Genomic DNA, 4141 nt, shown 5'->3' with positions numbered 1-4141 from the left:
GCCTTTATAATAAGGCGGTTCGTATTTTTTCATGTTTGGGATACATAACATATTCATTTAAATATACTAATTGCAAAATCATATTTTTTAATTCATTTGAAGTACAATATTTCCGAATTGTTCTCCATGTTCCATACGGCTTAGTGCTCGAATTGCTTCTTCTAACGAGTAAACTTTATCAATAATTGGTTTAATTTGATGTTTTTCTATAAATTTTATCATCTCATTAAATTCCTCACCGCTACCCATGGATGTTCCCATAATATCAATTTGATTGTAAAATAGCGCGCGTAATGGTAATTCAATTTTATCTCCTGAGCTTGCACCAAAATTCACGATTCTTCCATTTGGTTTTAATACATCAAAATATTTCAAAAAAGTTGCCGGACCTATACTATCTATTATTAAATCTACTTTTTCACCTTGTAAGCTCTCTTCCCAATTTCCAGCACTATGAAAAGAAATATCTGCACCATATTTCTCAGCAAGTTCCCTTTTATTCTCTACCCTAGAAGTAACACTCACTTTTGCGCCAATTGCTTTCGCGAATAACATGGCAAATGTAGCAACACCACCGCCTATTCCCGGAATTAAAACGTGTTCGCCGCACTTCAGTCTACCTTTTGTAAAAAGCGCTCTATATGCAGTTAGTGCGGATAAAGATAAAACACCTGATTCTTCCCAAGTAAGATATGAAGGCTTTTCTACTACATTTTCAGCTGGTACAATTACATATTCAGCAAACGTTCCATCTTTCGGTCCACCTAGCACTTCCGGTAACTCCGGTACTTCAGTAGCATGTTCCCATCCAATACTAGGATTAATAATAACTTCTGTATGTAGTTTAATATTTGAAACTCCTTCTCCTATTTCTGTAACAACTCCTGATCCATCTGACCCTATTACTAATGATAGATCCATTTCTTTTCTATTATTTATAATAAATAAATCCCTATGATTTAATCCTGCAGCTTTTAACTTTACTTTTACTTCACCTGCATTAGGACTTATCTCAGGTGAAAATTTATATTCTAATCCCTCTAATCCTTTTTTATATTGATGTACAATAGCTTTCATTGCTTAATTCCCCCTTAATATTTCCAATGTACTCGAAATATCAAAATAAATAAAATAGTTTGCCTCCAATAATTAGAACTTATATATTTTGTCATGAAAAAAACAAAAAATCCCCTCCCTATAAAAAGTATAGGAAGAGGTTTCAAAACTAGTTAGATAAGAATCTATAAATTTATTAAGTTCTAGCTAATTCTAATATTTTTCGAATAAACGGCGCTTTTGCCTTTGTATACGACACACGATCAAAAGTATATGTAATAGCAAGCATCTCTTTTAATTCTCTATATTCTTCACGTGCCCATTCATGGCTTATTAGAAAGTCCCGAAATAAAATATTGTTTCTCCATTCTTCGCTATTATAAATATAAACATGCAAATGATGAGTACCTGCTCTCCATTTTCCCTTTCTAAAAAAGCGCCAATTCGTAGCTTCTTTTGGAACAAACTCATATCCAATTTCAGATAGAATTTCTATCCAGTTTTCAGTAATTTGCAAGTCCGTTACGCCAATCATCATATCAATAAGAGGTTTAGCTCCTAATCCTTTTACTGCAGTGCTTCCTATATGTTCAACAGCAATTATTTCTTGTCCTAACAAGGAACAGAATTTCTCTTTTTCTTTTATATACTCTTCAACCCAGTCTTTTTGATATGCTTTAATAACAATTTGTTGGTCCATTATATTCACCTCTTTATAAGTGTTTATCATTATATTTATAAAATTTTATATTATTAGCATAGGATTTCCATAAAATATGTCGAAATAGTGGAATGTACAACTTAATTATATTAAATGTGAGGTAATCTATGAAAGATAATTCCGTGGAAATTCAGTTAAATAACGTAACATTCCAATTGAAAGAATATCATAATTTTGATTGGCTTATTAAATTAGGGACCGTATTTGCAGTTTTTGACCAGCAAGATTCAGGTAATATAAGTTTTGGTATAGAAAAAGATGGTCATAAGAAATTTATTAAATACGCAGGAGCACAAACAATTGCATATGAAGGAACAACAAGGGATGCTATTGAAAGGCTAAAAAATTCAGTTACTATCTATGAAGATTTAAAGCATGACTCGCTTATAAGATTAATCGATCATTTTCCAGTTCAATCTGGATATGTATTAATTTTCGATTGGTTTGATGGTGAATGTCTTCATTCGCATTGGCGTTTCCCACCTCCTGAGAAATATAAAAATCCAAACTCTCCATTTTATAAATTTAGACATTTGTCTGCTATAAAACGAATTCATTCCTTACATTCCATTTTTTCTTTCCATACTTATGTAGAAAAGAAAAACTATGTAGCGATAGATTTTTATGACGGTAGTATTTTATATAATTTTAATACAAACGAAACAAAAATTTGTGATATAGATTTATACAGTAAGAAACCTTACATAAATAAAATGGGCCGGCTATGGGGTTCCTCCCGTTTTATGTCACCAGAGGAATTTGAACTAAACGCTATAATTGATGAAAGAACAAATGTATTTAATATGGGAGCAATGGCTTTCTCACTTCTAGGCGGTGAAAAAGATCGTTCCTTTATAAAATGGGAAGCAAGTAAGGAATTATATGAGGTAGCGTATCGTGCTGTAAATGAAAATCGGGCAGAACGGTATGCATCAGTTACAGAATTCTATGATTCGTGGCTAAACGCGGCGAATGCAGAAAGGATATAACCTTAAATTATTAAAAGAAATATAGAGTTTATACTGTTATCATGTATATTAAGACTGTTTTTATGAGTATTTCGTATAAAGTGTGATGTAACTGATTAAAGCTATTTTCAAAGGCGACATATCGGCAATAAGTTATGTCTATTCTGTATAAGTGTTAGCAAGTTCGTTTGCAAACTTGCTAACACTTTTTTGTTTAAATAATTCACACATTTTTTCTTAATATACTGATTATGTTTCCAATTGTGTATTAATGTGTGGGTTTGACTACCCTTTAGACAAAATGGACGGTAAGGGTGAGGACAATATAAATATGTCTTTTTCTTTGTATATGCTTATTTCACGAGCTATAAATTTTTTCAATTCCAAGCATGTGTATCATATTCTTCATTATTACAATAAATGCATTTCACGGTAAAGATAGGGAATTTGTATATCTAATATTCATAATTTACGTTATGGTACAATATGTTAATTAATTACAATACTTTCTAAAAGGGGAATACATAATGAAAGCAACGAAACTCATAGCGTTGACAATGCCAGTTCTATTACGGTTGTGGGCTAGGAGATAAAGATTCTACTCCTAAGACTGAAGAAACTAGTAAAGCAATGTTGAAAACTACAATATCTGAGGAACAGTATCCAAGTTACATGTATGAACAATTACTAGATTTTAACTTTAATAAGGATGACATAATAATAGGTTTAGGTTATGCACTAAAAGGTGATGAAAAGTATAAAGACACGCATAAACTCATCTTAGAAGGGATAGAGGATGCAAGAAAAGGTACAAAACCAATATTAGAAGCTAAAGGTAAAGATGTAAAAGAAGTTAGTGTAGTTATTGCGAATAGTTCTCCCCACCTGTTAGGCATGGATAGAGAACAGTGGAAAGAAGCAGTTTACCAATTAGCTAAAGAAAACAAGGATGATTTCTCTAAGGTATATGATAAGAAAGTAGAGGAACATCAAAATAGAAAGAGTAACTCGTAATCAATTATACAACACGATAAGGAAATATAAGAAAATGATGATCAAAAAGGTAAATTATTAAATTTTATTGAAGCTAAATACGAAGTTAAAGAAAAGAAATAATACATACTTAATATTTCTTTTAGGGCGCATCTTCATGAAAGTTGTACGCTCTATATTTAAAGGCTTTCGTTTAATGGGCTTAATTGTAAAGACTTAACTTAAAGCATTATCTAAAAGTAAACATAATATCCCTCCATGACTCTAATGGTACCATTAGCAAGGACAAATTTGAACAACTAGGATATTTATGTAAGTCAGATATAGTGTCTCTTTATCAGTTGTAGAAATAGAAAGAGTGGATCCCTATTCTCTCACATGGAATCCACTCTTTCTATTTCTA

3 protein-coding genes and 1 pseudogene are annotated in these 4141 nt (G+C 31.5%); 2 read left to right on the top strand and 2 right to left on the bottom strand.

Annotation, left to right across the window (positions count from 1 at the left end):
* Window positions 1-87: 87 nt before the first annotated feature.
* Together DN403_RS28900 and DN403_RS28895 are read right to left on the bottom strand one after the other, a co-directional pair.
* Complete coding sequence (locus DN403_RS28900; protein ID WP_000644526.1) at window positions 88-1077, bottom strand: zinc-binding dehydrogenase; 990 nt, start codon at window positions 1075-1077, stop codon at window positions 88-90.
* 175 nt (window positions 1078-1252) lie between these two features.
* Window positions 1253-1756 (bottom strand): GrpB family protein, encoded by a 504-nt coding sequence (locus DN403_RS28895; protein ID WP_000372681.1) that lies wholly within the window; start codon window positions 1754-1756, stop codon window positions 1253-1255.
* Window positions 1757-1884: 128 nt separating this feature from the next.
* Between DN403_RS28895 and DN403_RS28890 the strand changes: the two genes are divergently transcribed.
* Together DN403_RS28890 and DN403_RS28885 are read left to right on the top strand one after the other, a co-directional pair.
* Entirely contained in the window at window positions 1885-2766 is an 882-nt protein-coding gene (locus tag DN403_RS28890; RefSeq protein ID WP_000654529.1) for a protein kinase domain-containing protein, read from the top strand.
* A 506-nt stretch (window positions 2767-3272) separates the two neighbouring features.
* Window positions 3273-3759: pseudogene (locus DN403_RS28885) on the top strand (hypothetical protein).
* Window positions 3760-4141: the final 382 nt, after the last annotated feature.

The organism is Bacillus sp. AY2-1 (assembly GCF_008368965.1).
GTDB lineage: Bacteria > Bacillota > Bacilli > Bacillales > Bacillaceae_G > Bacillus_A > Bacillus_A thuringiensis_S.
The sequence above is the reverse complement of the archived record's forward strand: the minus strand, read 5'-3'. Positions and strand labels throughout refer to the sequence as shown.

Excerpts from the sequence above, each read along its gene's own strand:
- DN403_RS28890 (WP_000654529.1), top strand. The coding sequence starts at position 1,885 with ATGAAAGATAATTCCGTGGAAATTCAGTTAAATAACGTAACATTCCAA.
- DN403_RS28900 (WP_000644526.1), bottom strand. The coding sequence starts at position 1,077 with ATGAAAGCTATTGTACATCAATATAAAAAAGGATTAGAGGGATTAGAA.
- DN403_RS28895 (WP_000372681.1), bottom strand. The coding sequence starts at position 1,756 with ATGGACCAACAAATTGTTATTAAAGCATATCAAAAAGACTGGGTTGAA.